This window comes from uncultured Devosia sp. (assembly GCF_964244875.1).
Classification (GTDB): Bacteria; Pseudomonadota; Alphaproteobacteria; order Rhizobiales; family Devosiaceae; genus Devosia.
Map to the genome: position 1 here is coordinate 1 of NZ_CAXTKA010000010.1, position 26218 is coordinate 26218.

A 26218-nucleotide genomic window follows, 5' to 3' on the forward strand; every position below is an offset into this window, starting at 1 on the left:
CCCTCACAATGTTCTTCAACCAATCCCTCATCCAGAGTCCCAAGTGAACACTCCCGTCGGGGAGAGGGTGGCCGAGCGAAGCGGAGGCCGGATGAGGGTGCCTACCCCTCCAGTTCTTCGCGCAGCAGTTCCAGCTCCAGCCAATCCTCTTCGGCCTTGGCGCGGCGAGATTCGGTGGTTGCCAAGAGCTTTGACGTCTCGGCAAAGGCGTCGGGGTTCTTGGCATAGAGTTTTGGATCGGCCAGAGTGGCGTTGAGCACCTTGATCTCGCCCTCGAATTTTTCGATCTGCTTGGGCAGGGTCTCCAGCGCGTGCTTTTCCTTGAAGGAGAGCTTGCGCTTGGCGGTCGCCGCTGTGGTCTGGGGCAAAGCGGTCTTGCCGGCCCGGTGGGCCTTGGTGATGGCCGCACGGGCGTTCACGCCCTCGCCGCGCTGGATCACCATATCGGAATAGCCGCCGGCATACTCGGTCCAAACGCCTTCGCCTTCGGCGATAATGATGGAGGTGGCGACGCGATCGAGGAAGTCGCGGTCATGGCTGACGATGATGGCGGTGCCGGTATAGTCCGACACCATTTCCTCGAGCAGGTCGAGGGTTTCCAGATCGAGGTCGTTGGTCGGCTCGTCCAGCACCAGGAAGTTGGAGGGCAACGACAAGGCGCGGGCCAAAGCGACACGGGCGCGCTCGCCGCCCGAGAGCTTGCCGATCGGGGTACTGGCCTGTTCGGGGGTGAACAGGAAATCCTTCATGTATCCGACGACGTGGCGCGGTTCGCCATTGATGTGGATGGTGTCGCTGCCACCGCCGGTCAGGGCGTCCTTGAGACGCGTTTCGGGCAAGAGCTTGGCGCGGCCCTGGTCGAGCATGGCCAGTTCAATCGCCGAACCGAGCCTGATCTTGCCGCTATCGGGCGCCAGAAGACCCGTTAGCATCTTGATCAGCGTGGTCTTGCCCGCGCCATTGGGACCGACGATGCCGATGCGGTCGCCGCGCAAGACGCGGGTGGAGAAATCGGCGACGATGACGCGATTGCCATAGGATTTATGGATGTTCTCGGCCTCCACCACCAGCGCGCCCGAGGTGCGGCCCTCGGAAACCTGCATGTTGACCGAACCGGTGACGCGTCGCTGTTCGCGGCGATCCTGGCGCAAGGTGCCAAGCCGTTCGAGGCGGCCGACATTGCGCTTGCGGCGCGCGGTGACGCCATAGCGCAGCCAATGTTCCTCGCGCACGATCTGGCGGTCCAGCTTGTGGCGGTCGCGCTCTTCTTCCTCCAGCACGGCGTCGCGCCAGGCCTCGAAAGCGGAAAAACCCTTGTCAAGGCGGCGGGTCAGGCCGCGATCAAGCCAGACGGTGGCGCGGGTGAGATCGGAGAGAAAGCGACGATCGTGGCTGATCAGCACCATGGCCGAGCGCATCGAGGCTAGTTCGGACTGCAGCCACTCGATAGCGGGCAGATCGAGATGGTTGGTCGGCTCGTCCAGCAAGAGGATATCGGGCTTGGGCGCAAGGACGCGGGCCAAAGCCGCGCGACGACCCTCGCCGCCCGAAAGCGATTTGGGATTTTCCTCGCCGGTCAGGCCCAGCGAATTGAGCAGGTATTGTGCGCGGTAGATGTCGTCGCCCGGCCCAAGTCCGCCTTCGACATAATCCAGCGTGCTCTTGAACGCCGACAGGTCCGGCTCTTGGGGCAGGTAGCGCACGGTGGCGCTGGGCTCGATAAAGCGCAGGCCGCCATCATGACCGACCTCGCCCGAGGCGATCTTGAGCAGGGTCGATTTGCCAGAGCCGTTGCGGCCGACCAAGGCGATGCGTTGTCCCGGCGAGACGATCAATTCGGCGCTTTCGAGCAGGCGCGAGCCGCCAAAGGTCAGCGAAATGTTCTGGAGCGATAAGAGGGGTGCAGCAGCCATAAGGGTTCCGGTGGTTTGGCCGGGATAGAGCATAGTGGGGGATCGAGATCAATGCGCGGCGGCGAGGGCCGGGCATGCGCCAGAATTAAAGGGACCGCGATCAAAACGGATTGATCAAAGGCTGGCCAGGGTGTTGAGGACCTTGGCCAGCCCGGGAGACGGTAGCAGCAAGCCCCGTCGTTCCAATCGAGGCGATGGCAGTCGCTCCGATTTGTGGAGCGACCTAACCATGATTTAATATGAGTGTCAAACTCATATTATGCGAGGCAGGTCGAGCCGCCATGACGGCTGAGCAGAAAGGCTGCGCCTAGTGCGTAACCGCAAGTTCGGGTTCAAGCAGCAGCAGGCCAAGGCGTTCGCGCAGATTACGCTTCTTGCTCGCGAGATCGGCGATGGTATAGCCATCCAGAACCGAGAAAAACGCCCCGAGCGCCTCGCGCAAGGCGCTGTTGAGGTCGCATTCGCCGATCAGGGGACAATCGGCACCGCCGTCCTCGAAGCATTCGGCCAAGGCAAAACTTTCCTCAGTCAGCATGATGGTTTGTAGCAGGGTGATTTCAGCCGCGGGCTTGCCCAGGCGAATGCCGCCATGACGCCCGCGCACGGTTTCGAGCAAGCCATTTTCCACCAATGGCTTGATCAGCTTGAACAGGAACAGCTCGGAGATGGCATAGGCCTTGGCGATATCGGCAACGCGGCTCAGGCCGGGCTGATTGACCGCACAATAGACCAGGGCCCGGATCGCGTAATTCGATTGGCGCGTCAGTCTCACTTGCGACCTTTCCCCGGGCGTTCGGCCCGTCGATTCGTTTGGGTAGAACTGAAGTGCCTGCACTTGCGAGGCTTTCAGCCATGAAACCGATAATAGTATGCGTTGCAGCTTATAACGATTCTAAGTTATGTCAACTAAAGTTGAATGGTTTGATCATATTTTCAACTCGCATGCAGGTCCTGTGGACAGGATTTTAAATTCCTCGTATGAATTTAACGGGAAGAGGAGTTGCTTGTGACCGAGACGATCACCAAGGCAATGTTGTGCGCGGCTGTGGCTCGCCGGACCGGCCATTCCAAAGGCGATGTTGCGGCGATCAGCGATGCGATGTTCGCGACCATAAGCGCCAGGCTGGTGGCGGGAGATTATGTCAAGCTCAGCGCCTTCGGCACGCTGGCGGTTCGCCCCCGGGCAGAACGGCTGGGGCGCAATCCCAGGACCGGTGAACAACACCGCATCGCGCCGCGCCATACTGTGACCTTGATACCGAGCGGGCAATTGCGCGTCGCGCTCACCGCGCTTACACAGGAACGCGTCCTGGAACCCAGCGCTGGCTGAACGGTTCACGCCCTTGTGGCGCAGCAGGCGATTGCGGTGAATAGTGCCGCACTGTCCTGTTCGGTGAGCCATTATGCCATTACCCCAAACCATGACGCAGATCGAAATCACACGCTTCGGCGCACCCGACGTGCTGGACGCACGGGAGGCGCCGGTGCCTCTGCCCCGTGCGGGTGAGGTGCTGATCAAGGTCGCAGCGGCTGGGGTGAACCGGCCCGATATCTTGCAACGGCAAGGACACTATTCCCTGCCGCCCGATGCGTCGCCTATTCCGGGCCTCGAAGTTGCGGGCGAGATCGTCGCACTGGGCGACGGCGTCACCGGATTTGCGATGGGTGACAAAGTCTGCGCGCTGACCAACGGTGGGGGCTATGCGCAGTACTGCAACGTCCCGGCCGGACAGGTGCTGCCGATACCAAGCGGCGTCGACATGATCAAGGCGGCAGCCATCCCCGAGACCTGCTTTACGGTCTGGGCCAATCTGTTCGCCTTGGGTGGCGCCAAGGCGGGTATGACGGCTCTGGTCCATGGCGGCACCAGCGGCATCGGCACGACCGCGCTGATGATGTGCCGGGAATTCGGCATCAGGGCCTTCGCGACGGCGGGCAGCGATGAGAAATGCGCAGCCGTTACCGCGCTGGGCGGGATTGCCATCAACTACCGGGATGCTGTGTTCGACGCAGTGGTGCTGGAGCACACGAAGGGGCGCGGCGTCGATATCGTGCTCGATCTGGTCGGGGCCCGGTATTTCGAGCAGAACCTGCGGGTATTGGCGCAGGATGGCACGATCGTTCTGGTGGGGATGATGGGCGGTTCGGTGGTCGAAAAATTCAACCTGTCCGCGATCATGGCCAAGCGCGCCAGGATCACTGGCTCCACTATGCGGCCACGCAGTGCGGCCGAAAAGGCGGCGATTGCGGCGGGTTTGCAGGCGCAGGTGTGGCCCGCGGTTGCAGCGGGGCGGTGCCTGCCCATCGTGCATCAAGTGTTCCCGCTGGCCGAGGCCGCGCAGGCGCATCGGATGATGGAAGCCGGCGATCACATCGGCAAGATCGTCCTGGAAGTCAATCCAGCGCCTTGACCAGCGCCGGCACGAGCGTGAACAGATCGCCGACCAGCCCGAAATCGGCCACCTGAAAGATTGGCGCGTCGGCGTCCTTGTTGATGGCGACGACAATCTTGGCATTCTTCATGCCCGCCAGATGCTGGGTGGCGCCGGAAATGCCGACGGCGATGTAGAGATCGGGCGCAACGACCTTGCCGGTCTGGCCAACCTGCAAGTCATTGGGGGCATAACCATCGTCCACGGCGGCGCGCGAGGCGCCGATGGCGGCATTGAGCTTGTCGGCTAACGGGGCGAGCAGCGCTTCGAACTGCTCGGCGGAGCCCAGCGCCCTGCCTCCAGCGACGACCACGCGCGCGCCGCTGAGTTCGGGCCGCAAGGACGGGGACAGCTCGGCGCTGATCCAAACCGAGCGGGCGCTGTCGGGCGGGGTGGCAACCGCCTCGATCGGCGCATTACCCTCCGCGCCGGCAGGCGCGAAGGCCGATGCACGGATGGTCAGCACGAGGGTTTCGGATGCCTGCACGGTTTCGATGGCGTTGCCGGCATAGATCGGGCGCTCGAAGGTATCGGGCCCAACGATCCGGGTAACTTCGGAAACCTGCATGACATCGAGCAGAGCGGCAACGCGCGGGAGCGTGTTCTTGCCCGATGCGGTGGCTGGCGCGGCAATGGCGCCATAGCCGGGGGCGAGCGAGACGATTAAAGCCGAGACCGATTCTGCGCGCTGGTGGGCCAGGCTCTCGCCATCGGCGAGCAGCACCTTAGCGACACCGTCCAACTGGGCGGCCGCTTCGGCAACCAGCCCGACACCATGACCGGCGACCAGCAGGTGCACCGGCGCACCGAGCGCCGTGGCGGCAGTCAGTACCCTGGCTGTCGCTTGGTTCAACGATTTGCCGTCATGCTCGGCAAGCAGCAGGGTCGTCATGTCAAAGCACTCCTGACTGCTTGATCTTGGCCGCCAGTTCCTCGGGCGAGGCAAGCATGATGCCAGGCGGACGGCTGGCGGGTTCGCGTGTCTGCAAAATGGTCAGGCGGGGCGTCATATCAACGCCGAGGATGTCGGGGCTGGATTCGTCCAATGGCTTTTTCTTGGCCTTCATGACATTGGGCAAGGAGGCGTAACGCGGCGCGTTGAGGCGCAGATCGGCGGTGATCACTGCCGGCAGCGACAGCCGCAGGGTCTGAAGGCCGCCATCGATTTCGCGCGTGACATCGACGCTGGCATCTCCCAATTCGATCCTGGAGGCGAAGGTGGCCTGGGGCCAATCGAGCAGGGCCGAGAGCATCTGGCCGGTCTGGTTGCTGTCGTCATCGATGGCCTGCTTGCCCATGATGACCAGGCCGGGCGTTTCGGCGGCGATGATGGCCTTGAGCAGCTTGGCGACGGCGAGCGGCTCGACGCGGGCCGCTTCGGTCTTGATATGAATGGCGCGGTCCGCGCCCATGGCCAAGCCCGCGCGGAGGGTTTCGGCGGCCTTGTCCGGGCCAATGGTGACTACGACGACTTCGCTAGCCTTGCCGGCTTCCTTGAGACGAATGGCTTCCTCGAGAGCATTTTCATCGAAGGGGTTCATCGACATCTTGACGTTGGCGGTGTCGACGCCCGAGCCGTCGGCATTGAGGCGTATCTTGACGTAGGCATCCACCACCCGCTTGACGGGCACGAGAATTTTCATGTCGGACTATCCTGAAGCGTTGCCGCGCTTAAAGCAGGCGCGAGGGGTCCGTGCAAGTTTTCACGCGGCTTGGGGCTACATGTTGACGTAGTTCGGCCCGCCGCCCCCTTCGGGCACGACCCAGTCGAGATTCTGGTTGGGGTCCTTGATATCGCAGGTTTTGCAGTGGACGCAGTTCTGGGCATTGATGACGAAGCGGGCATCGTCGCCCTGCCCGATCCACTCATAGACGCCGGCCGGGCAATAGCGGGTGGAGGGACCAGCGAAAATGTCCAGCTCGCTGGATTTCTGCAGGGCCATATCGGCGACGTGCAGGTGCGATGGCTGGTTTTCGGCGTGATGGGTGCCCGAGATGAACACCGAGGACAGCCGATCGAAAGTCAGTACATCGTCGCGCTTGGGATAGTTGATCGGCCGGTGCTGCGCGGCAGGTTCGAGCGCGGTGTGGTCGGCCTGGCTGTGACGGAGCGTGCCGAACGGGGAGAGGCCGAACAGCGTCATGCACCACATGTCGATGCCGGCAAGACCCATGCCCAGCAGGGTTCCAAATTTGGCCAGCAGTGGCTTGACGTTGCGCACCTTGTGCAGGTCCCGGCCGATGGGGCCTGCGCGCAGGGCAGCATCGAGATCGGCCAGCGTATCGTTGGCGCGCCCGGATGCGAGCGCGGTGACAACATGCTCGGCCGCCAGCATGCCTGAGAGGACGGCATTATGGCTGCCCTTGATGCGCGGCAGATTGACCAGTCCGGCGCTGTCGCCGATCAAGGCGCCACCGGGAAACGCCAGCTTGGGAATAGACTGGTAGCCGCCTTCCGAAATGGCGCGGGCGCCATAAGAGAGGCGCGTGGCCCCGGCGAAGGTTTGCCGGATCGCGGGATGGGTCTTGAGGCGCTGGAATTCGTCGAACGGGGACAGATAGGGATTTTTGTAGTCGAGATGAACGACCAGGCCGATAGCGACCTGATTGTCTTCCAGATGATATAGGTAGGAGCCGCCGCCGACTAAATTGTGCAATGGCCAGCCCAGCGTGTGCTGCACGAGGCCAGGCCGATGGTTGGCGTCGGTGACGCGCCAGATTTCCTTGAAACCGATGCCGTATTTGGGGAAGTCGGCCTGCTTCGCCAGCCCGAATGCGGCGATGGTGCGCTTGCTGAGCGAGCCGCGAACGCCTTCGGCCAGCAGCACATATTTGCCCTTGAGCGCGATGCCGCGAGCAAAGTTGGGGCCTGGCTCGCCGGATTTTTCGACGCCCATGTCGCCAGTCGCGACGCCGACCACCACGCCGTCCTCGATCAGCAGTTCGGCGCCGGCAAAGCCAGGATAGATGTCGACGCCCAGCGCTTCGGCTTCGGCCGCCAGCCACCTACAGACTTTGCCCAGCGAGACGACATAATTGCCGTGATTGCTCATCAATGGCGGCATGATGAAGCCCGGCAAAGGGATGGCAGCGGTTTGGGTCAGCCACAGGAACTGGTCGGCCGAGACCGCGGTCTTGATGGGGGTGTCGCGCTCGCGCCAGTCGGGCAACAGGAGATCCAGCCCGGTCGGATCGATCACTGCCCCGGACAGAATATGGGAGCCCACTTCGGCGCCTTTTTCGACGACGAGCACCGCAAGGTCGGGCGACAATTGCTTGAGACGGATCGCGGCCGACAGGCCTGCGGGGCCGGCACCGACGATGACGACATCGAATTCCATTTCTTCGCGGGGCTCGGTCATGGCGGCACTCGTTGGGCTATGAGCGTGGGCCTTACCATTGTCGTTTCGACCACCGCAAGCGCCGAACGCCCTATGGAGCAAGCGTTTTTACCACAGCCGCCGCTGGCAGGACATTGTCTGCGCCAAGCCGCGTGGTTTAGCCGCGCACGAAGGCGAGCTGGACGATAAAGCCCCAACTGGCCCGGTTGGCTCCGGCCGGAATGGGCGGAAACGGGGCAGCGCGCAGCACGGTTTCGACGCCGGCCTGATCGATGACAGCATTGCCCGAAGATTTGACGATTCGCATGCCAGACGGCTGGCCGCCAGCCGAGACGGTAAACTGGACATGCACCTCGCCGGCGGCGCCCCCGGCGCCCCCCGGATAACGCAAGGCGCGCCGCAGCTTGGCGACGACCTGGCTGGGATAGCGGGCCACCTCGGCATCGCCGCCCAATCCGGCATTGCCCTCCTGGCCAGTGGCGGGCCTCGCCGCGACAGAGTCCGCCTGATTCTGGCCGCCATTGCCGGCGGGAGCGGCCAGTCGGGGCGGCGCAACCGGTGACTTGGGAGTGGTCCGTAGCGGCAAGCTTTCGGTCTGTTGCAAGGACAGCCGCCGGGTCGGTTCGGACGGACGCGGGCGGCTCAGACTATGTGGTACCGGAGCGGGCTCGAGATCGGTGATTTCGACCGGGAGCAAAGTGGCCTGCTGCAGGGGCTGAACCGGCCGCGCCCTTTGCAACGGCGTTGTTGGCCCAGGCGCTGCCGGCGCCACAACTTCGGCTTGCAGCGGCTCGGGCGAAACGGCGCTCAGCACAGCCATTTCCAGGCGTTGGGGCTCAGTCGGTGTGGTCTCAACCGGCTCGGTCGAGGTGAATCGTGGTGCGGTGGTTTGTTGGAGCGTAGCGAACAGCGGCGGCTCCGCTGCTTCCGGCCTGACTGCCGGGTCCAGCGTTTCCGGCTCTCGTGCCACGATGGTCTGGGGCTTAGTGGATGGCAACGCCTCGGCGCCGGAGGATACCAGAGTGTCGGCGGCATCGCTTTGAATGGTGCCGGTCTGGTTGGCCGAGACCGAGGCCATGGCTATCAGCTCGACAGACACCGATTGCGCGGCCGGGGCATCGCTGGGTTCCGGCCATGCAAACAGCATCAGACCCGCCCCGAGTGCGAGGGCATGGGCCAGCGCCGATCCCGGAAGCGCGTAATGCATATCAAGGGGCCTGCTGCTGTTCGGTGATGAGGCCGATCTTGTCGAAACCGGCAGCCGAAAGGGCGCCCATGACCTGCATGACCATGCCGTATCGGGCGGTAGCGTCGCCACGCACGTAGAGGCGCTCGTCGGTACCCTGGGTAGCGAGCGTGCGGACCGTGGGGACCAGCGTCTCGAGGGTAACGGGTGCGTTGTCGATAGACAGGGCACCATCAGGCGTGACTGTGACGGTAATCGGCTTGGCATCGACCGGCATGGCCTGGGCAGGGGTTTGCGGCAGATCGACCGGAACGCCCATGGTCATGAGCGGAGCGGCGACCATGAAGACGATCAGCAATACCAGCATGACATCCACCAGGGGCGTGACATTGATCTCACTGATGGGGCCGGCGCGACCACGGCGCCCGCGCCGGCCAGCGGCCTTGCCAGCACCCGCGGACATGCCCATCAGAGCGCCCTGCCCGCATCGATCTGGCGCGACAGCAAGGCGACGAGGCGATCGGCAAAGCCTTCGTGGCGTGCAATCAGCTTGCCGGCATCGGCGCTGAGCTTGTTGTAGGCGATCACTGCCGGGATGGCGGCGAGCAGGCCCAGTGCGGTGGCGAGCAGCGCCTCGGCAATGCCGGGGGCGACGACCGCGAGGCTGGTGTTTTCGGCGGCGGCGATAGCAGTGAAGGCATTCATGATGCCCCAGACGGTGCCGAACAGGCCCATGAACGGGCCGGCGCTGCCGATGGTGGCAAGAAAGCCAAGGCGCTGTTCCAGCTTGGCGCTTTGTTCGGTGACGGCCAGATCGAGCGCGATTTCAAGGCGGCTTTGCAGCCCGCCGGCGGTGGCCTGGGCGGCGTGGCTCTTGTCCCATTCGTCCATGGCAGCGATGAAGACAGCGGAGAGGCCGGAGGCGTTTGTGTCGGCGTAGTCACGGCGCAGATCGGCCAGCGGTTTGCCGCCCGCAAAGGCCTTGTCGAAAGCGGCCATGTCGCGACGCGCCTTCGCATAGGCGGCAATGCGGTTGGCGATGATGGCCCAGCACCAGACGGAGGCGAGCAGCAGGCCGATCATGACGCCCTTGACCACCCAGTCGGCCTGGAGAAACAAAGCGAGCATGGAGAAATCGTGGGCGGGAACGGCGGTGTCCATCAGCGATATCCTTAAAGCCCGAAGGTGATGGGAAGACGCGTCGCCGTGTTCAGACTGTCGAGGCACACGGTGGGGGCAAGGCCGGTTCCCTCGCAGGCCGAAATGTCGTTGATCAGCACCCGGCCGATGCCGTCACAAGGGAGGTCGGCCAGTTCGAACTGCAAGACCTTGGTCTTGCCCGGCCTCAGCGCCTTGAAATCGAGGGTAACGATGCGATCGATGACACCATCGGCGTCGAACAGGGCCGTTTCGATGGCGGCGCGATCAATCGGAGCCGCAAGTCGGTTAGCGGCTAGGAAGGTGATGCGACAGCCGTTTTGGGTCGGTTGCAGGGCATTGAGTTCGAGATCCAGCGCTGCAGGAGCTTCCTGCTGGGCCGTGACGGGTGCGGCCAGGGCCATGACGAGCGCGACGGCTTTGAAGAGGGTGGACATCAGGCAACCTTGGACTGGCGGCCATCCGAGCGGATGGCGGATTGGGGGAGCACGAAGGGAATACCCGGAACGGGAGGCTGATTGACGCGCATCGGGCAATCGAACACATCGGCCAGGAGGCTATCGGTCAGCACCACGGATGGCGCGCCGAAGCCGACAAAGCGCCCCTCGCGTAGCGCCAGGATCGCATCGGCATAGATGGCGGCAAGGTTGAGATCATGCAGGATCGCGATGACGCCGCCACCGGCATTGGCAAAGGCGCGAGCCACGTCCATGACCAGCAACTGATGCTTGATATCGAGGCTGGAGACCGGCTCGTCGAGCAACAGGTAGCGCGGCATGCCATCGAGCACCGGCACCCAGACCTGGCAGAGCACGCGGGCAAGCTGGACGCGCTGCTGTTCGCCGCCGGAGAGCTCGCCGTAAAAGCGGCCGGCGAAACCATCGAGATCGACGCGGGCCAGAGCTTCCTCGGGCAGGCGCTTGCGGGCGGACAGCGGCACGCCGGAAAGGCCGGAGGCGAGCCCCAGGGCGACCACTTCGCGTACGGTGAAGGGGAACGGCAGCGCGTTATGCTGGGGCAGCACGGCACGCATCCCGGCCATCTCGATGGGGCGCAGCAATTGCAGGTCACGGCCGTTGATGGAGATCAGACCGTCATAGGCGTAGTCGCGGCACAGCGCTTTGAGCAGCGTGGTCTTGCCCGAGCCGTTGGGGCCGATGATGGCGGTCAATTGCCCCGCTTTGGCAATAAGGCTGACGTCCTCCAGGATGCGGCAACCGGAGGTCGTGACGCTGACATCGCAGGCTTGGATCATGGCATCACCAGGGCAGCGCATTGCGGCGGGCCAGCAATATCCAGAGGAAAAAGGGACCGCCGACGGCTGCGGTGACGATGCCGATGGGCAATTCGGCCGGGGCAACGACGAGGCGGCTGACGGCATCGGCCAGCAAGAGGAACGAGGCGCCGAGCAGGGCCGAGGCGGGCAGCAGAAAACGATGATCGGGGCCGATGATCAGACGCAGCAGATGCGGCACGACGATACCGACAAAGCCGATGCCGCCGGAAACCGCGACCGAGGCGCCGGTCGCGGCGGCGACGGCGACGATGGTGGCCAGCTTGAAGCGCTGCACCGGCAGGCCGAGATGGCCTGCGGTGGCCTCGCCCAAGGTCAGGGCGTTGAGGCCTTTGGCAAGGAAAGCCGAGGCAGCGAGGGCGGCGAGGATGATGGGGCCGGAGGCCATGATCTTGGTCCAATTGGCGCCAGACAAGGAGCCCAGGCCCCAGAAGGTCAGGTCGCGCAACTGGCTGTCGGTGGCGACATAGACCAGAACACCGGTGATGGCGCCAGCCAGGGCGCCGATAGCGATGCCGGCCAGCATCATGGTGGGAACCGCGGTCTGGCCGGCCCGGGTGGCGATGCGATAGAGCAGGAACGTGGTGATCAGGCCGCCGAAAAAGGATGCGATTTGAAGGGAATAGATGCCCAGCAGGGCGGTTAGCGGTGCCAGCAGGCTGGTGCCGAGCACGATAATGCCGACGGCGCCGAGCCCGGCGCCGGCCGAGACGCCGACGAGGCCCGGATCGGCCAGCGGATTGCGGAACAGGCCCTGCATCAGAAGGCCCGAGACGGCGAGCGCAGCGCCGACGAGGACGCCCAGGATCATGCGCGGGAGGCGGATTTGGTAGATGACGGTCTGGTCGCGCGGGAGAGCGGCGGGATCGGCGATGGTGGGGCCGAACCAGGAGAAAACGAGGTTGAGCGCCGAGGCGCCGGAGGCGCCGGTGGTCATGGAGAGGGCCATGGTGACAAGCAGGATAAGGGCGAGGATAACTACGGCGCGCCGGCCCACAGCCGAACGGTCGCCGGCGGGAGCGCGGGTAAAATCGCCTGTTATGGACACCGAAGCGCTCATGGGACCTTGCCGTAAAGGGCGTCGACGAGTTCGCCGGCGGCGCTGGCAGTGCGGGGGCCGAAGCCCAGGAGATAGGCACCGTCGAGGCGGATGATGGCGCGGTTCTGGCCGGCTTTGGTGAGGGCAATGGCGGGGTGGGCAAGCAGGTCGGCATCGGTGCCGCCATGGTCGCCGCCGCGATCCATCATCAGGATGACATCGGGATTGGCGGCGATGATGGCCTCTTCGGTCAGGGCCTTGTAGCCGGAATAATCGGTGACGGCGTTGCGGGCGCCGGCCAGTTCGATGATGCCGTTGGCGGCGGTGCCGGTGCCGGAGGCCTGGATCTTGCCGCCCTGGGTGGAGAGGATGAAGAGGATGGTCTTGCGCTGGGAAAGGGCAGCGGTGCGCGCCTGGACAGCGTTCAGGGCGGCGTCGAGCTCGGCGGCGAGGGTCTCGGATTTTTCAGGCACACCAAGGGCTTGCCCGACGACGCGGACCTTGGCCAGAATGCCTTGATGGGAGAAAACCTCGGGCACGGTCTGGTAGGCAATTCCGGCATGGGAGAGTACGTCGAGGGCTTCGGGCGGGCCGCTGCCAGCGATGACGAGCAGGGCCGTGGGGGTGACCGAAAGGACGCCTTCGGGGGCCAAGGCGCGCATATAGCCGACATCGGGGAGATCGAGCACCTGGGGGGGATAAGTGGCGGTCTGGTCGCGGGCGACAAGGCGTTTTTGCTCGCCCAGGGCATAGATGATCTCGGTCAGCGACCCACCGATGGAGACCAGGCGCGAGGTATCGGCGAAGGGTTTCACCGCCTGCGCAAACGACAGCGTCGGGGCCACTAATGTCAGCATTACGCTAACGGCGACGACGATTTTGGAGGCACAGCGCATCACGGGTCCTCAAGCGGCGTTGGTTTGGGAAAACAGGGGCAGGTTTTGCACCAGATCGCGCCAGGCGACGCGCTCGTCGGAGCCCTCGATGCGCTTGCCGAAGAACTGGATGATCAGCTCGCGATTTTCGTCATAGACCTCGAGGGAGGTGACGTGACCGTCCGCAGTGGGCTTGCGCACGCCCCAGACGGCGGCGACCTGGTCGAGGCGCAGATGCAGGTGGAAGGTGTCGTCCATGATGTTGAGCCAGGGGCCCATGGTCTTGACGGTGGTGATGGGGCCGGAATGGATCTGGATGCAGCCATGATTGCCGACAAAGGCCATCAGCGGCAGGTCGGTGCCGGCAGCGGCGGTGAACAGGCCGGCGACGGCGGCATGGTCGAGCTGCCAGGCGTAATCCTCGCCAACCGTTTCGAGGGCGGTAAGGCGGGGATAGTTCAGCGCCTTGAGCAGGCCGAAGAACTGGTGAGTATCGGTCATCGCCGACCAGCGCCGGCGCAACTCGTCGAGGCCGGCAGGGGTGCCAGGCGCTGCGGGCACCGGCTTGGGCTGGGTCAGGATCGGGCCCTGATCGAGCGCACGCAGCTTGCCGACGAGCAGGCTCCAGGCGTCCATATTGGTGGCCGGACGGGCGTGGACCTTCAACACGGCCGTGCCTTGCGCATCGAAGAACTGCAGCGAGTGGCGGATGGCGCCGTCGTCGCCGGGCTTTTCGACCGCAAAGCCGAAGGCCCATTTGGAGGGGAATAGGCGCAGGTCGATCTGGGCGCCGAGCACCATGGAGGCATGGGCCCCGACCACTACCTTTTCCACCGCGCCGATCTTTTCGTGCACGGCGCTTTCGTTGCGGGTCAGGGCCATGATCTCGCCGCAGGCGGCGAGCCCGTTGAGCAGCACAGGCAGATCGGGTTCGAGCCGGGTAACGGTCTGGCCGATAAAGGCGGCGACCAGCTCAGCCTCGGAGATGGCGTGGATGCGGGCAAAATCGCGCTCGCGCATTTGCGGATGCAGGGCCCGCAGGGCACGGATTTCGCTTGGGGTCTTGAGGGTGGCGTTGGTCACTGGGGCGGCCCTATTTGGTGAGAATGAGCTTGTCCTGGCGCGTGATGCGCAGGCGGTAAGGGGTGCCGTTGTGGAGGATGATGAGCTCGTTGGCGCCATCGAACAGGGTCGCCGAGTCGATCAGGCGCGGCGAAATCGTGGCGGTTCGGGCGCTGCTGTCGCTGTCGGCCATAGCTGCCGTATCCATCCATAGGGGCATGAAATCGTGCTGTTTCAAGCTGTTGCCGCGTGGCGGATGGCTGGCGGGGCGTTGCGTTATTAGTTGACTCTAATAATCAGCTTATCTACCAAGCGCAATAGGTGATTTTATTGGTCATGTTTTATGGCCGTCACTGCCAGCCAGCCCCCAGCCAGCCAGTGCGCACAGAACAATCAGGAGTTTGGAATGGGGCTGGTGAAGACGGGCGCGGTTGCGCTGATGGGCGGCGTGGCTTTGAGCGCGATCGCGCTGCAAGGGGCGGCCGGACGGGCGACGACGCCGACACAGACCGTCAATATGAGCAATATCACGCTGCTCGAGCGCCTGGTGATCGGGGCGGGTGCGCCCAAGATCGCCATCGACACGCCGCAGGCGGTGACAGTGATCAACCAGGCCGATATCGACCAGTTGCAGGCCAGCACCACCGGCGACATCTTCGAAAGCGTGCCGGGCGTCAGCATGGTGGGCAGCGATCGTCAGTTCGGCGAGGCATTCAACATCCGCGGCATCGGCACGACGGAAAATTCGTCGGACGGCTCGCGCGTCATCGTCAATGTGGATGGGACGCCCAAGTTCAACGAGCAGTACCGCATGGGCTCGTTCTTTTCCGATCCGGAATTGTACAAGCAGGTGGAAGTGCTGCGCGGCCCGGCATCCTCGACGCTGTATGGCGCGGGCGCCCTGGGCGGAGTGATCAACTTCACCACCAAGGATGCTTCCAACTTCATCAGGGAGGGCTATGGCGGGGCCGCGCGGCTCAAGACCAGCTTTTCCAGCAATGGGCTGCAGACGCTGACCTCGGCAGTGGTGGCGCAGCAGATCACCGATACGTTCGAAGTGCTGGCCACGGGCAATTGGCGGCGCAGCGACAATCTGGACCTGGCCAAGGGCACGCCGCTCGAAGGCTCGGCGTTCGACACCTGGTCGGGCCTGCTGAAGGGCACGCTGCACTTCGGCGACAATAACGAGCAGACGTTGCGGGCGTCCTACCAGCGCTGGTACAGCGATGCCAAGGACCAGCCCTATGCACAAACCTCGACGCAGGCGGCATTCGGCTTTATCGACCGCGAGGTGATCGACCAAACCGCCGTACTGGTGTGGGAGAACCCGGCAACGGACAATCCCTGGGTCGATCTCAAGGTCAACGTCAGCTATTCGGACACGACCAACGAGCAGACCAATCATCGTGCCGTGCTGGGCGGGCCAGTCACGCCCAATACGGGCACCAATCTGTTTGCCGACACGCGCTATGGCTACAAGACCTGGCAACTCAAGGCCGACAACACGGTGGAGTGGATCGGCGACGACTTCGAGAACTTCTTCACCTTCGGGTTCCAGGGCAGCAAGCAGGGGCGCACCGCGACCCGGCCCGGCACGGCCCTGCCACTGCCTGCCCATCCGCAGGGCACCGAGGACAAGCTGGGGATCTATGCGCAGAACGAATTCGTGTGGAACGAAAAGCTGACGCTGATCGCCGGCGCGCGCGGCGATTTCCACTGGGTCGAGCCGACGACGACCGGAGTGCCCGAACGTGATGGTTCGGCATTTTCGCCCAAGCTTGCGGCGCTTTACCAGGTCAACGAGACCGTGGGCCTGTTCGCTTCGATCGCCCATACCGAACGCCTGCCTACGATCGACGAGCTTTATTCGGTGGCGGCGGCCACACCGGCCAGCGTGCGCAGTCCGCTGGGCAGTTCAGGCAAGACGGCAAGCCTGGGCCTGCGCAAGGAGAGCGCCAATACCGTCGAGGGCGGCATCACGCTATCGGACTATGACCTGTTCCAGGACGGGGACAGCGCCAGCATCAAGACCACGGCATTCTACAGCGATTTGACCGATCTGATCACGTCCAATGCGACGCCCGGCATCGCGGTGCCCGCGCCCGCCTATTACGGCAATATCGGCAAGGCGCGCATCTACGGGCTGGAAGTGGAGGGGTCCTATGACAATGAATGGTTCTACGCCAACCTGGCCTATTCGGTGACGGTGGGGGAAAACCTGGTGACCGACACGCCGCTGAGCACGGTGCCGCAGAGCAAGCTGGTTGCAACGCTGGTCGGCAAGAATTCGGACTGGGACTTGAACTATGGCGCAAGGGTGACGCTGGCAGCGGCAGGCCGCTATGTGGCCCCGGCCATCCAGCAGGGCCAGGTGGTGGCTGATGGCACGGCCGAAGCGTTCGCGACGCTCGATCTGTTTGCCAGCTGGAAGCCATCACAGGGCCAGTTCGCGGGCACGGAACTGACGGCGGGTATCGACAATGTGTTCGATGAGGACTTCCGCGAGAACCTGTCGGGTGACCGCTCGATCGGGCGGACATTCAAGCTGACGCTGGCCAAGCAATTCGACTACTGAGCGTTCCGGTGCGACTTGAACAGTTGGTCTGCCACCGTACCAGGAACCTGCGGACATGCGGGCCGTTGGCACCTTGCTAGGATTTTTGACGCTAGGATCGTAGCTGCCCTGGTCTTCTCGAGGACCAGGGCTTATTTCTGCGCGCTTTGGAAGGGTTTAACCGGAAATGCCGCCCAGGGTCACCTCGAGCGGGTCGGCAGGAACGCGTGCAGCATCGAAAAGAATAACCAAAGCCGGGCGAAGTCGCTGATTTTGTTATAAGACGGGTAAGGGCGAAGCCCTTGAACTTGACTTAGGTTATGCTTATTCTGGACCGGCTTCGCCTGAAGCTGGAGACCGGTTTGCGGCGCGTCTTGCCCAGGACACTCGACGGAAGAGTCAGCGCGCCCATCGTCACGATGGGGTTGACGGAGCTGTTTCTCGTGCTGTTTTCGGCACTGACCGCCTATATGATCTATGGAGCCTATCAGGACGCAGTCTCGCGCTCGCAGACGCGGGCCACAGCATCGGCCTATGTGGTGGCGGCGCATACCCAATGGCTGATGGAGGCCAGCTTCCAGGCATTGCGGCGGATCGATGCGGCAGCGGGCGATCGGCTCTCCGCGCTACAAGCCGATGCGATTGGCGATCTCAACGAAGCCGTGCAGAGCCTGCCCGGGAACGTGCAGGCCTGGGTGTTCGATGCCAATGGCATGCCGCGCCTGACCAATGCGGGCACATCGCAACGCGTCAATGCGGCAGACCGGGATTATTTCCTCGCGATCAAGGCGGGCCGGCCGTTCGAAATTTCCCAATTGATCACGTCTCGCTCGATCGGCGAAAACGTGTTCGTGGTGGCCAAGCGCCTGGAGCGAAACGGGGTGTTCGTGGGTTGCGCGATCATTGTCTTGCCCGCAACGGTGCTGTCGCAGTTCCGCAGTTCGCTCGAACTGGGTCCGCAATCGACGGTGGCGCTGTTTCGCGACGACGGCCTGCTGATCACGCGCGATCCGGTGCCCGACGCGCCGCAGGATCTCAGCAAATATGTGCTATTCACCGATTACCTGCCAAAAAGCATGAGCGGAACGTATTTCGCGCGGTCGCCGACCGATGGCGTCGATCGCGTGGTCGCGTACCGGCGCGTCGACGGCCATCCCCTGGTGGCGATCGCCGCAATCTCGCAAAGCGAGGCTTTTGCCAATTATTGGCAGAGCCTGCGCACGGTGTTGATCGTGGCGGTGCCGGGGCTGATCGGGCTGTTGCTGATGGCGCTGTGGACGGCCAGACTGCTGCGGCGGGACGAATTGTCCCGGCAGGCATTGAGCCTGGCGCTCGACGGCAACCAGACGCTGTTCCGCGAATTTCACCATCGGGTGAAAAACAACCTGCAGCAGGTTTCGGCACTGGTGCAACTGCAGAAGCTGCCGGCGGACGCCAAGCGCGAAATGGACCGCCGGATCGCCGCAATGGTGGCGGTGCACGAGCACATCTATCGCTCCGACCAGTTCGAGCGGGTGGACGTGGCCGACTATATCCCCAAGCTCGTACAGGAATTGCGCGAGAGCTATGGCGACGGGGTGAGCATCGCCTGCCAGGTGGAGCCGGCGGAGGTGGATCGCGAGCACGCGCTGCCGCTGGGCCTGTTGATCAACGAAGTGGTCTCCAACGCGGTCAAGCACGGCTTTACCGACGGGCGGGAGGGGCACATCAGCATCGCCCTGAGCACGCTGGCGGACGGGCGCGCGCGGCTGACGATCAGCGACAATGGCGTGGGCTTCGATCCTGCCAGCGACAGCAAGGGCATGGGCACGCGGCTGATCCGGGGACTGGCGGCCCAACTGGACGCCGACTACCGCTTCGAAGCGGCGAACGGCACCCGCTTCGTGCTGGTCTTTGCGCTGGTGGGCGTGGCGGCCTAGGCCCCGACGGTTGCCGGGGTGGGCAAGCGCCTGGACGCGCCGCGCAGGCGGAAGTCATGGCCGAGCAGGCGCTTATACTCGGCTTCCGCCAAGCCATAGGAGCCATTGGCGGTTTCCTCGAGCCCGTCGCGGTCGAGGACGATGATGTGGCCGCGATTGGAGCGGATCAGGCCCCGGCCCTCCAGCATGTGCAGGGTCACGGTGACGCCGGGGCGACGACAGGCGAGCATGGTGGACAGCAGATCATGGGTGACTTCGAGCCGGTCGCCGATAATGCGGTCGTGGGTCATCAGCAGCCAACGCGACAGGCGCTCCTCAAGCTTGGCGCGGCCATTGGCCGATGCGGTCGAGGCCGTCTGGATTTCAGCGGCGCGCACGAAGCGCAGCAGGAAATCGTGCAGCCGCCGGCTTTGGGCGATCGCCTGGCTCAGCACATCGGCATGCAGGCGCTGGGCATAGCCGGCGACCTGAACATTGGTGGCGTAAGTGGGAAACCGGTCGTTCAGCAGCATGTGACCACCCGACATGCCTTCGCGGCCGGCCACGCCGACCTCGACGTCACGGCTGCTGCTGAACCGCGAAACAATGGACAACATGCCTTCTTCGGGGAAGTAAACATAGTCGATCGGCTCGCCGGGATGCTCAATAACGTCCTTGAACACGAGTTGGGTAGGCGACAATTCGTCCTTGATCAGGGCGTAATCGTCCGGGTCCATACCGTTGAGCAGAAGATTTCGCGATCGATCGCCGAAGACTTGAGACATAGCTCTTCCCATTGGCAAGAGCAGATATTGCCCGGCCGTCCGCCCAAAAACGTGCGGACGATGGCAACATTGTACGCTCGTCCACGGACGGCACAAGCACGACTGACGTTCATAAATTGAACAAAACGTACAAATCGCGCGGGTTGGGACGGTCCTGGGTTAACATAGGTTAAGTGCAGGCAAGCGGGCTCGCGTCAAGGGTCGAATCGATCGGCCGGCAGCGACGGTTTCCACTGCCTCGAGCGCTTGCCAATGCGGGGGCGATGGGCGAGCCTAGCGCCAGACCGGAGGAGCGAGCATGAAGCAGCTGATCACCACATTGGGGCGCCTGGGCAAGGACGAGCTGGGCATGATCCTGCCGCACGAGCATGTGTTCGTGGATTTGCGCACGCCCGACCAGGCGGGTTATGCAGAGGCCGAGACGGCCGACGTGGTGGCGCTGATGGCGCCGCAGATCGCCGCGATCCAGCGCCAGGGCATTACCGCGCTGGTGGAATGCAGCACCGGCGGGGTCGGCCGGCGCGCCGATATCGACCTGGCGGTGTCGCAGGCCACCGGCCTGCCGATCGTGGTGCCGACGGGCAATTATCGCGAACCGTGGATCCCCCACTGGATCCGGAGCGCCAGCGGCGATGCACTGGAGGCCTGGATGGTCGGGGAACTGACCGGCCAGATCGAGGAGAGCGGGGTAACCGCCGGCTGGATCAAGCTCAGCGCCGGGGACGATGGAATCACGGCGCTGGAGGAGCGCATCCTGCGGGCGGCGGCGCGGGCGGGGCAGCAGACGGGCGCGGTGATCGGCTCGCACACCATTGCCGGCCGGGTGGTGATGGACCAACTCGACATCATCGAGGACGAAGGCTACCGGGCCGAGCGGTTCATTTCCATCCATACCCAGGCCGAGCCCGACTTCGGCCTGCACCAGGCGGTGGCGGCGCGCGGGGCCTGGATCGAATACGATCATATCGGGCGCGATCCCGACGCCGAGGTGTGCGCGCTGATCCTTCGGGCGTTAGGGGCGGGGCTGGGCGGGCAATTGCTGCTGAGCCACGATCTGGGCTGGTACGACCCGGCCCAGCCGGGCGGGGGCACGCCCCGGCCCTATACGCGGCTGGTCGAGGTCATGCTGCCGATGCTGCGCGACGCCGGGGTGAGCCAGGAGGTGCTGGACGGGCTGACGCGGGACAATCCGTTCGCGGCGTTTGCCCGCTAGGCGCGCTATTGGGCGGCTTGCAGGCGGCGTTCCTCGGCAGCCTCCTGCTGGCGGGTGGAGCCGCCCCACCACGAGATCCAGGCCGCAGCCAGATACAGCACCAGGGAGATGGAAAAGGCGATCTTGATGCCGACCATGAACGGACCCGAAAGCAGGTCGGGGAAGAAATGGCTGCCGGTGATGGTGGCCAATTGGTCGGGCGCCAGCGCAGCCAGGGCTGCGGCGGGAATCAGCTCGCCCATGGGATTATAGCCCAGGAACGCGGCAAAGAGGCTGGCGACCGGCGGGGCGGCGGCGACCTGGGCGGCAATATCGGCGGGCAGTCCCTGCGCGATCAGGCGTGTTTGCATCACCGCGGGCAGGCTCCAGGCGAGGCCGATGATCATGAGCGTGAAAAACACCCCGATGGAGAGCACCTGCCCGGCATTCATGGTGGTGGCGCGCAGGCCCGAGGCCTGGCCGCGCTCGGCGGCGGGGACTGCGTTCATGATCTGGGTGCCGTTGGGCGCGCTGAACAGGCCCGAGGCGACGCCATTGACGAACAGCAACAGGGCAAAGACGGGATAGGGGAAATCGGCGCCCAGCAGCATCAGCCCGAAAAAGGTCGCGGCGCCCAGCACCATGCCGCCGGATGCGAAGCGGTGCGAGCCGTAGCGATCGGACAGGATGCCGGCGGCCGGGCCCGAGAGCAGCACGCCCAGGGTCAGCGGCAGCATGAAGATGCCGGCCCAGAGCGGGGTGGATTCAAAGCTGTAGCCATGCAGCGGCAGCCAGATGCCCTGGAGCCAGATGATCAGCATGAACTGCAGGCCACCCCGCGCGATGGAGGTCAGCAGGCTGGCCGAAATGCCGGCGGCGAAGGGGCGGATGCGCAGCAGGTTCAGATCGAACATCGGACGCGCGACGCGCTTTTCGATGGCATAGAAGGCGACAAGGAAGGCCAGGCCGAGCAAAAGCTCGAGCAGGACCTTGGGACTGCCCCAGGCCATCAGATCGGCGCCGTGCGGCTGGATGCCGTCATTGACGCCGATCAACACCAGCACGAGGCCGACGGCGAAGGTGATGTTGCCCCACCAGTCGAGCCCGCCATGGCGTTGCGGCGGGGTCTGGTCGCGCAGGCTGACGAAGGCCCAGATGGTGCCGATCAGCCCGATGGGAACATTGACCCAAAAGATCAGCCGCCAGTTCACATCGGCCAGCACGCCGCCCAGGATGAGGCCGATGAACTGGCCACCGATGATGGCCATGGTGTTGATGCCCAGAGCCAGGCCGCGCTGGTGCGGCGGAAAGGCATCCACCAGGATGGCGGTCGAGGTCGCGGTCAACATGGCGCCGCCGACGCCCTGAAGGATGCGCATCCACACCAGATAGCCGGCGGCGCCGTCGCCGGTGGGCATGAAGCTGAGGGCAATGGAGGCCAGGGTGAAGATGGCAAAGCCCAGATTGTAGATGCGGGCGCGCCCGAAAATATCGCCCAGCCGTCCGAAGGTGACGACCAGGACGGCGGTCGCCACCATATAGCCCATGATGGTCCAGAGCAGGGTATTGGTATTGCCCGGATCGAGCGGCTGCAGGCCGATGCCGCGAAAGATCGCCGGCAGGCTGATCAGGATGATCGAGCCGGTCACGGAGGCGGCAAAAACGCCGAGCGTGGTATTGCTCAGCACCAGCCATTTGTGGCGATCGCCGCGGGCGAGGCTTGTATCTAGGTTCGACATGACTTCAACATAGATGTGGTGTCGCGTTCGGTGGGCGGCGATCTCAGGGTCGCTGCCGCAAACGTCGGTGTGGGTGATATCCCCTGCGAGGGTATATAACTAGGATGCTAACTAATTAATATGACGGATTTTGCAGAGCTGCTGCGCATTTTTACCGCCGACATGGTAGTGGCGGGACGGATGTGGCGCAAATTGGCGCGCGAGGCGGTGGCCCGCCATGGCGTGGCGGAAGCGGGCGCGGCGCCGCTGCTGTGGATCGGGCGGCTGGGCGGCAAGGTGCGCCAGAACGTGCTGGCGGATTATTGCGGCATGGAGGGGGCGTCGCTGGTGCGGATCCTGGACGACCTGGAAGCGGCGGGCCTGGTGGTGCGCGTGCCCGACGCGTCGGATCGGCGCGCCAACCTATTGGACCTGACTGACGAAGGCCAAAGCCGGCTGAGGGAGATCGAAGCGGACCTGGCAGCATTCCGGCTGCGCACGTTCGAGGATATCGGGCCGGGCGATATCGAGGCGGCACTACGGGTGTTCGGCGCGATCAAGGCGGCGGCGGAGCGGGATGGCCAGGGCGGCAACGACGCTTAGCCGGGCTCTTCGAGATCCTCGGGATCGGCCGGGGGGCGATGGATATAGTTCTGGTCTGTCAACCACTCGCGCAGGATGGCGTTGATGGCATCGTTGCGGCTGAGATGGCCGGCGGGCGCGCCGTCGCGATCGGCGATGAACCGATCGAGGCCATTGATCAGGTCTTCGTCAAGATCAGGGATTGGGCTGAGATCGGGTGTTGCGGTCATCGGCGCCTGCGGCGGTGTTGGGAGAATTGAGGCAACACCCCTGCCCGGCCCGGGGTTCCGCCCATGCCCAAACGAAAAACGGCGCCCGAAGGCGCCGCTTTCAGTGACCGGCCTGATGGCCGTGAGCGGTGTTACTGCACCAGGGTCAGGTTGGTTGCCGAGATCTTGCCGTCGCGGCCGGTCTCGAGCTCGTAGGTCACCTTGTCGCCTTCGTACAGGCCCTGCAGGCCCGAGCGCTCGACAGCAGAGATATGGACGAACGCGTCCTTATCGCCGCCTTCAGGCGAGATGAAGCCGAAGCCCTTGGTGGTGTTGAAAAATTTGACGGTACCGTTGATGGTGGCCATGATGATAATCCTGATAGCCCGAAGCACAAGCGAACGAGCGAATACCCAATGGCAACATGCCAAGGGGATGTAAACGTTCGCAAAGTAAAGAGGGGAGCCAGGGCCGGCGAACCAGCGATCAGGCAGCCGACGATGGCTGAAAACGTAGCGCCCTTATCTACCTTTGTTTGGCAAAAGTAAAGAGCGGGCCAGTGCCGGCCGGCTGGTGCTGTTCGAGCCCCCAACCGGTGGTGCAGGCCGGGCCCGCAAACAAAGACGGCTTAACGCTTGCGGGCCTTGCGGGCGGCGTAGCGGCGGTCGCGTTCGGCCTTGCGCTCTTCTTCGCTCTGGGCCTCGCGTTCGCGCTCGGCGATCTCGCGTGCCGCGGCCGCTTCGGCTTCGGCGGCAGCAGCGGCGGCGTCGGCCAGACGCTTGGCCTCGGCGGCTTCCGCGTTGAGGCGGGCGCGTTCGGCCTGGCGAAGCTCGCGCGCGGCGGCAGTGGCTTCGCGCTCGGCACGCCTGGCGATCATTTCGGGGTCGTCAGGCTTGGGCGCTGCCTGGAATTTCTGGAGCAACAGTTTCTTGGCCGCGACGGCATTGTTACGGCGTTCGGCGAAACCGGCTTCCTTGGGCTGCTTCATGTCTGGTCCTGTTTGAGGCAATGTCGAAATCGTCGCCGCGCGTTCCGATGGCCAAGCCAGTCCCATGCGGCAAACGCGGTGGCTTTAGCCGATTGAACGCGACAGGACAACACTTGGTGCCACGCGACCGCGGTTTTTGCGCGGCGCCGCAAGCGTATCAGGGGAGCTCGGGCAAATAGGGCCAGCCGTCATCGGTCCACAGGATGGGCGCGGTTTGCAGCTTGGAGCGGCCCCGATCGTCACCATCGTAAAAGTGATAGACCAGGCTTGGGACATCGCCGGCGACGAAGCTTTCCTGGCCGCCGGGCCCGATATAACGGCCGGTGGCGGCCAGCACGCTTTGGGCGGCGCCCGCCATCATGTCGTTCCCGGCCCGGTCGCGGTAAGGGCCGGTGATGGCATCGGCGCGGCCCACCATGATGTGGTAGGTGCTGTCGAGCCCGGCGCAGCATTGATCGAACGAGACGAACAGATAGAATTTGCCATCGTGTTCCAGGATTGCCGGCGCCTCGATGCCGGCGCCGTTGCGGGACGCCAGGGCGAGGGGCGGCGCCGCGGGGTCCAGCGCCTTGCCGCCGGCGGGATCGATCTCGATCAGGCGGATGCCATCCCAATAGGAGCCGAAGACGAGCCAGGCCCGGCCATCGGCGGTGTCGATGCGATAGGGATCGATGGCGTTGAAATCGTCGCCCTGCCGGCTCTGGACGATCATGCCCTGGTCCTGCCAGCCTTGCCCGGGCGCCGCCGGATCGAGCGCGTCATTGGTCATCAGGCCAATGGCGCTGACCTGGATGCCGAAGACCGAAACGGCATAGTAGAGAAAGTGGCGGCCGTCACGCGCGCTGATCGAAGGCGCCCAGATATTGAGCGGCTGAAAGCCCAGCGCCGGTCGTACCCATTTGGGCAGGCCCTTGCCGACGGCGCCGGCATCGGTCCAACTGATGCCATCGGGAGAGGTCTTGGCCCGGATGGCGCCGCGATATATGCCGCCCTCCTCGCCCGTGCCGAAAGCCATATAGGCGCCCTCGACGATGGCCAGGGTGGGATCGTGAATATCCAGATCGCCGCGCAAGACGGGTTGGGTGGGCCGGTCCTCTGCCAGAGCGGGCAGGGCCAGCAGGCAGAGGACCAGGGCTGACAGCAGGCGCGCCATGGCGTTACCCCTTGATGCCCGCCGACAGCATGATCGCCTGGGTGACGCGGCGCTGGAAGATCAGATACAGCACTGCCACGATCAAAGCTGCCGAAACGGCACCGGCCAGCTCGCGCGCATATTGCACGCCAAAAGCGTCATCGACCTGGGTGATGCCCACGGCGACGTTCATGGCTTCCTGCTTGGTAACGGCAAGGAACGGCCAGAGGAACGCGTTCCAGGAGCCGATGAAGGTGATGATCGCCAAGGCCGTGGTGATGCCCCAGTTCATGGGCAGGTAAATCCGGAACAGGATGCCGAACTCGCTGGCCGAGTCCATCATGGCCGCCTCGCGCAGTTCCTTGGGCACGGAGTCAAAGAACTGCTTGTAAACGATGACGGTCACCGGCGCGATCAGCTGGGGCAGGATGACACCAAGCCAGTTGTTGATCAGCTTCATCTGGCTGACCAGGATGAAGTGGTTGACGATCAAAGCCTGGATGGGAACCATGAAGCTGGCCAGGATCAGGAACCAGAGCAGCTTGCGGCCGGGGAAGTTGAGCTGGCTGATGGCATAGCCGCAGGTGAGGCTCATGAAGATGACGATCAGGGTCACGCCGGAGGCGGTGATCAGGGAATTGAGGTACCAGCGGCCGATATTGGTGTTGAACAGGACGTGCCAGTAATTGTCGAAGGTCCAGGTCTTGGGGATCAGGTTGAGGCCGGGCTGGACCACCTGGGCCTCGGGCTTGAGCGTGGTGATGATGGCCCAATACAGCGGGAAGGCCCAAATCAGGGCGATCACCAGCGTCAGCACGGTCAGCGCAATGCCACCGATATCGAACGCGCGCAGGGCGCGG

General features: G+C 64.1%; 27 protein-coding genes. 6 read left to right on the forward strand and 21 right to left on the reverse strand.

Translation table 11 applies throughout. The features are described 5' to 3' along the window. Positions 1 to 101: 101 nt before the first annotated feature. Both ACFE8X_RS12300 and rirA read right to left on the reverse strand, forming a co-directional pair. Positions 102 to 1913, reverse strand: coding sequence for an ABC-F family ATP-binding cassette domain-containing protein (locus ACFE8X_RS12300; RefSeq protein WP_375451774.1), 1812 nt, complete (start codon positions 1911 to 1913; stop codon positions 102 to 104). A 307-nt stretch (positions 1914 to 2220) separates the two neighbouring features. Continuing rightward, positions 2221 to 2685, reverse strand: a complete 465-nt coding sequence (gene rirA / locus ACFE8X_RS12305) for an iron-responsive transcriptional regulator RirA (RefSeq protein WP_375451775.1) — start codon at positions 2683 to 2685, stop codon at positions 2221 to 2223. A gap of 234 nt (positions 2686 to 2919) precedes the next feature. Here rirA and ACFE8X_RS12310 point away from each other — a divergent pair, with 234 nt between their 5' ends. Further along, positions 2920 to 3243 (forward strand): HU family DNA-binding protein, encoded by a 324-nt coding sequence (locus ACFE8X_RS12310; protein WP_375451776.1) that lies wholly within the window; start codon positions 2920 to 2922, stop codon positions 3241 to 3243. Positions 3244 to 3316: 73 nt separating this feature from the next. Next, positions 3317 to 4324: an NAD(P)H-quinone oxidoreductase gene (locus ACFE8X_RS12315; protein ID WP_375451777.1), complete on the forward strand. Its 1008-nt coding sequence runs from the start codon at positions 3317 to 3319 to the stop codon at positions 4322 to 4324. Here ACFE8X_RS12315 and ACFE8X_RS12320 read toward each other — a convergent pair. The 12 genes from ACFE8X_RS12320 to hemP all read right to left on the reverse strand — a co-directional run bounded on the left by ACFE8X_RS12320 (position 4308) and on the right by hemP (position 14493). Beyond that, positions 4308 to 5237, reverse strand: coding sequence for an electron transfer flavoprotein subunit alpha/FixB family protein (locus ACFE8X_RS12320; protein ID WP_375451778.1), 930 nt, complete (start codon positions 5235 to 5237; stop codon positions 4308 to 4310). The two genes, ACFE8X_RS12315 and ACFE8X_RS12320, sit on opposite strands and share 17 nt — an antisense overlap. Position 5238: 1 nt before the next feature. Further along, positions 5239 to 5988 carry an electron transfer flavoprotein subunit beta/FixA family protein gene (locus tag ACFE8X_RS12325; RefSeq protein WP_375451779.1) on the reverse strand — a complete coding sequence of 250 codons (750 nt, stop codon included), beginning with the start codon at positions 5986 to 5988 and terminating at the stop codon, positions 5239 to 5241. 75 nt (positions 5989 to 6063) lie between these two features. Next, positions 6064 to 7707, reverse strand: a complete 1644-nt coding sequence (locus ACFE8X_RS12330; protein WP_375451780.1) for an electron transfer flavoprotein-ubiquinone oxidoreductase — start codon at positions 7705 to 7707, stop codon at positions 6064 to 6066. A 136-nt stretch (positions 7708 to 7843) separates the two neighbouring features. Further along, a complete protein-coding gene (locus tag ACFE8X_RS12335; RefSeq protein WP_375451781.1) occupies positions 7844 to 8893 on the reverse strand; it encodes a TonB family protein in 1050 nt (349 codons plus the stop codon). 1 nt (position 8894) lies between these two features. Then, a complete protein-coding gene (locus tag ACFE8X_RS12340) occupies positions 8895 to 9341 on the reverse strand; it encodes an ExbD/TolR family protein (RefSeq protein WP_375451782.1) in 447 nt (148 codons plus the stop codon). Next, positions 9341 to 10033, reverse strand: a complete 693-nt coding sequence (tolQ, locus tag ACFE8X_RS12345) for a protein TolQ (protein WP_375451783.1) — start codon at positions 10031 to 10033, stop codon at positions 9341 to 9343. Before tolQ ends, ACFE8X_RS12340 begins: the two co-directional genes overlap by 1 nt. 11 nt (positions 10034 to 10044) lie before the next feature. Further along, positions 10045 to 10467 carry a hypothetical protein gene (locus ACFE8X_RS12350; RefSeq protein WP_375451784.1) on the reverse strand — a complete coding sequence of 141 codons (423 nt, stop codon included), beginning with the start codon at positions 10465 to 10467 and terminating at the stop codon, positions 10045 to 10047. Beyond that, positions 10467 to 11285, reverse strand: a complete 819-nt coding sequence (locus ACFE8X_RS12355; RefSeq protein WP_375451785.1) for a heme ABC transporter ATP-binding protein — start codon at positions 11283 to 11285, stop codon at positions 10467 to 10469. The genes ACFE8X_RS12350 and ACFE8X_RS12355 overlap by 1 nt, the downstream gene beginning before the upstream one ends. A gap of 4 nt (positions 11286 to 11289) precedes the next feature. After that, positions 11290 to 12384 carry a FecCD family ABC transporter permease gene (locus ACFE8X_RS12360; RefSeq protein WP_375451786.1) on the reverse strand — a complete coding sequence of 365 codons (1095 nt, stop codon included), beginning with the start codon at positions 12382 to 12384 and terminating at the stop codon, positions 11290 to 11292. After that, positions 12381 to 13220 (reverse strand): hemin ABC transporter substrate-binding protein, encoded by an 840-nt coding sequence (locus ACFE8X_RS12365; protein WP_375451890.1) that lies wholly within the window; start codon positions 13218 to 13220, stop codon positions 12381 to 12383. The genes ACFE8X_RS12360 and ACFE8X_RS12365 overlap by 4 nt, the downstream gene beginning before the upstream one ends. A 48-nt stretch (positions 13221 to 13268) precedes the next feature. Then, positions 13269 to 14321 (reverse strand): hemin-degrading factor, encoded by a 1053-nt coding sequence (locus ACFE8X_RS12370; RefSeq protein ID WP_375451787.1) that lies wholly within the window; start codon positions 14319 to 14321, stop codon positions 13269 to 13271. Positions 14322 to 14331: 10 nt separating this feature from the next. Next, the gene (gene hemP / locus ACFE8X_RS12375; RefSeq protein WP_375451788.1) at positions 14332 to 14493 is read right to left on the reverse strand and encodes a hemin uptake protein HemP; all 162 of its coding nucleotides are present in this window, start codon (positions 14491 to 14493) and stop codon (positions 14332 to 14334) included. 213 nt (positions 14494 to 14706) lie between these two features. Between hemP and ACFE8X_RS12380 the strand changes: the two genes are divergently transcribed. Together ACFE8X_RS12380 and ACFE8X_RS12385 are read left to right on the forward strand one after the other, a co-directional pair. Then, on the forward strand, positions 14707 to 16875 hold the full coding sequence (locus ACFE8X_RS12380; protein WP_375451789.1) for a TonB-dependent receptor domain-containing protein: 2169 nt from the start codon (positions 14707 to 14709) through the stop codon (positions 16873 to 16875). Between the two features lie 299 nt (positions 16876 to 17174). Next, complete coding sequence (locus ACFE8X_RS12385) at positions 17175 to 18773, forward strand: sensor histidine kinase (RefSeq protein ID WP_375451790.1); 1599 nt, start codon at positions 17175 to 17177, stop codon at positions 18771 to 18773. Here the strand turns inward: ACFE8X_RS12385 and ACFE8X_RS12390 are convergent. Further along, positions 18770 to 19537 carry a Crp/Fnr family transcriptional regulator gene (locus ACFE8X_RS12390; protein ID WP_375451791.1) on the reverse strand — a complete coding sequence of 256 codons (768 nt, stop codon included), beginning with the start codon at positions 19535 to 19537 and terminating at the stop codon, positions 18770 to 18772. The two genes, ACFE8X_RS12385 and ACFE8X_RS12390, sit on opposite strands and share 4 nt — an antisense overlap. A gap of 298 nt (positions 19538 to 19835) precedes the next feature. Between ACFE8X_RS12390 and ACFE8X_RS12395 the strand changes: the two genes are divergently transcribed. Then, positions 19836 to 20750: a phosphotriesterase gene (locus ACFE8X_RS12395; protein ID WP_375451792.1), complete on the forward strand. Its 915-nt coding sequence runs from the start codon at positions 19836 to 19838 to the stop codon at positions 20748 to 20750. Positions 20751 to 20755: 5 nt separating this feature from the next. Here ACFE8X_RS12395 and ACFE8X_RS12400 read toward each other — a convergent pair whose 3' ends face one another. Then, complete coding sequence (locus tag ACFE8X_RS12400; RefSeq protein ID WP_375451793.1) at positions 20756 to 22468, reverse strand: MFS transporter; 1713 nt, start codon at positions 22466 to 22468, stop codon at positions 20756 to 20758. 120 nt (positions 22469 to 22588) lie between these two features. Here ACFE8X_RS12400 and ACFE8X_RS12405 point away from each other — a divergent pair, with 120 nt between their 5' ends. Further along, the gene (locus ACFE8X_RS12405) at positions 22589 to 23050 is read left to right on the forward strand and encodes a MarR family winged helix-turn-helix transcriptional regulator (protein WP_375451794.1); all 462 of its coding nucleotides are present in this window, start codon (positions 22589 to 22591) and stop codon (positions 23048 to 23050) included. Here ACFE8X_RS12405 and ACFE8X_RS12410 read toward each other — a convergent pair. The 5 genes from ACFE8X_RS12410 to ACFE8X_RS12430 all read right to left on the reverse strand — a co-directional run bounded on the left by ACFE8X_RS12410 (position 23047) and on the right by ACFE8X_RS12430 (position 26211). Then, a complete protein-coding gene (locus ACFE8X_RS12410; RefSeq protein WP_375451795.1) occupies positions 23047 to 23259 on the reverse strand; it encodes a hypothetical protein in 213 nt (70 codons plus the stop codon). The genes ACFE8X_RS12405 and ACFE8X_RS12410 overlap by 4 nt on opposite strands. Before the next feature lie 131 nt (positions 23260 to 23390). Further along, entirely contained in the window at positions 23391 to 23606 is a 216-nt protein-coding gene (locus tag ACFE8X_RS12415) for a cold-shock protein (protein WP_299723032.1), read from the reverse strand. A gap of 260 nt (positions 23607 to 23866) precedes the next feature. Then, entirely contained in the window at positions 23867 to 24226 is a 360-nt protein-coding gene (locus tag ACFE8X_RS12420; RefSeq protein WP_375451796.1) for a DUF6481 family protein, read from the reverse strand. 157 nt (positions 24227 to 24383) lie between these two features. Beyond that, a complete protein-coding gene (locus ACFE8X_RS12425; RefSeq protein WP_375451797.1) occupies positions 24384 to 25379 on the reverse strand; it encodes an arabinan endo-1,5-alpha-L-arabinosidase in 996 nt (331 codons plus the stop codon). 4 nt (positions 25380 to 25383) lie between these two features. Beyond that, complete coding sequence (locus ACFE8X_RS12430) at positions 25384 to 26211, reverse strand: carbohydrate ABC transporter permease (protein WP_375451891.1); 828 nt, start codon at positions 26209 to 26211, stop codon at positions 25384 to 25386. Positions 26212 to 26218: the final 7 nt, after the last annotated feature.

Coding starts and splice junctions, on each gene's coding strand:
- ACFE8X_RS12300 (WP_375451774.1), bottom strand. CDS start 1,913: ATGGCTGCTGCACCCCTCTTATCGCTCCAGAACATTTCGCTGACCTTT.
- ACFE8X_RS12315 (WP_375451777.1), top strand. CDS start 3,317: ATGCCATTACCCCAAACCATGACGCAGATCGAAATCACACGCTTCGGC.
- ACFE8X_RS12320 (WP_375451778.1), bottom strand. CDS start 5,237: ATGACGACCCTGCTGCTTGCCGAGCATGACGGCAAATCGTTGAACCAA.
- ACFE8X_RS12325 (WP_375451779.1), bottom strand. CDS start 5,988: ATGAAAATTCTCGTGCCCGTCAAGCGGGTGGTGGATGCCTACGTCAAG.
- ACFE8X_RS12330 (WP_375451780.1), bottom strand. CDS start 7,707: ATGACCGAGCCCCGCGAAGAAATGGAATTCGATGTCGTCATCGTCGGT.
- ACFE8X_RS12335 (WP_375451781.1), bottom strand. CDS start 8,893: ATGCATTACGCGCTTCCGGGATCGGCGCTGGCCCATGCCCTCGCACTC.
- ACFE8X_RS12340 (WP_375451782.1), bottom strand. CDS start 9,341: ATGGGCATGTCCGCGGGTGCTGGCAAGGCCGCTGGCCGGCGCGGGCGC.
- tolQ (WP_375451783.1), bottom strand. CDS start 10,033: ATGGACACCGCCGTTCCCGCCCACGATTTCTCCATGCTCGCTTTGTTT.
- ACFE8X_RS12350 (WP_375451784.1), bottom strand. CDS start 10,467: ATGTCCACCCTCTTCAAAGCCGTCGCGCTCGTCATGGCCCTGGCCGCA.
- ACFE8X_RS12355 (WP_375451785.1), bottom strand. CDS start 11,285: ATGATCCAAGCCTGCGATGTCAGCGTCACGACCTCCGGTTGCCGCATC.
- ACFE8X_RS12360 (WP_375451786.1), bottom strand. CDS start 12,384: ATGAGCGCTTCGGTGTCCATAACAGGCGATTTTACCCGCGCTCCCGCC.
- ACFE8X_RS12365 (WP_375451890.1), bottom strand. CDS start 13,220: ATGCTGACATTAGTGGCCCCGACGCTGTCGTTTGCGCAGGCGGTGAAA.
- hemP (WP_375451788.1), bottom strand. CDS start 14,493: ATGGCCGACAGCGACAGCAGCGCCCGAACCGCCACGATTTCGCCGCGC.
- ACFE8X_RS12380 (WP_375451789.1), top strand. CDS start 14,707: ATGGGGCTGGTGAAGACGGGCGCGGTTGCGCTGATGGGCGGCGTGGCT.
- ACFE8X_RS12385 (WP_375451790.1), top strand. CDS start 17,175: ATGCTTATTCTGGACCGGCTTCGCCTGAAGCTGGAGACCGGTTTGCGG.
- ACFE8X_RS12390 (WP_375451791.1), bottom strand. CDS start 19,537: ATGTCTCAAGTCTTCGGCGATCGATCGCGAAATCTTCTGCTCAACGGT.
- ACFE8X_RS12395 (WP_375451792.1), top strand. CDS start 19,836: ATGAAGCAGCTGATCACCACATTGGGGCGCCTGGGCAAGGACGAGCTG.
- ACFE8X_RS12400 (WP_375451793.1), bottom strand. CDS start 22,468: ATGTCGAACCTAGATACAAGCCTCGCCCGCGGCGATCGCCACAAATGG.
- ACFE8X_RS12405 (WP_375451794.1), top strand. CDS start 22,589: ATGACGGATTTTGCAGAGCTGCTGCGCATTTTTACCGCCGACATGGTA.
- ACFE8X_RS12410 (WP_375451795.1), bottom strand. CDS start 23,259: ATGACCGCAACACCCGATCTCAGCCCAATCCCTGATCTTGACGAAGAC.
- ACFE8X_RS12415 (WP_299723032.1), bottom strand. CDS start 23,606: ATGGCCACCATCAACGGTACCGTCAAATTTTTCAACACCACCAAGGGC.
- ACFE8X_RS12420 (WP_375451796.1), bottom strand. CDS start 24,226: ATGAAGCAGCCCAAGGAAGCCGGTTTCGCCGAACGCCGTAACAATGCC.
- ACFE8X_RS12425 (WP_375451797.1), bottom strand. CDS start 25,379: ATGGCGCGCCTGCTGTCAGCCCTGGTCCTCTGCCTGCTGGCCCTGCCC.